Below are 236 nucleotides of genomic sequence, written 5' to 3' on the forward strand. Positions count from 1 at the left end.
TTGTCGTCCGCCACGACGTCGAAACTCACGGCCTTGGCCTCATCGGTTATCTCCTCATTGTGTCGGCCGATGAACCGCTTGGCTGAAGTAATGGTTCCCTTGGGGTTGAGGATCGCCTGCCGGCGGGCTAGTTGCCCCACAAGCCGTTCCCCGCTGTCGGTGTAAGCCACAACTGATGGAGTCGTCCGGGCTCCTTCCGCGTTGGGAATGACGCGGGCCTCCCCGCCTTCCCAGAC

The 236-nt window shown here is 62.3% G+C and carries 1 protein-coding gene; it reads right to left on the reverse strand.

Annotated features, from left to right (window positions below):
- On the reverse strand, positions 1-236 hold a 236-nt coding region (locus ACR9ZK_RS23500; protein WP_481344321.1), incomplete at both ends, for an Hsp70 family protein.

The sequence above is a fragment of the Monashia sp. HAY1-5C genome (genome assembly GCF_056755255.1).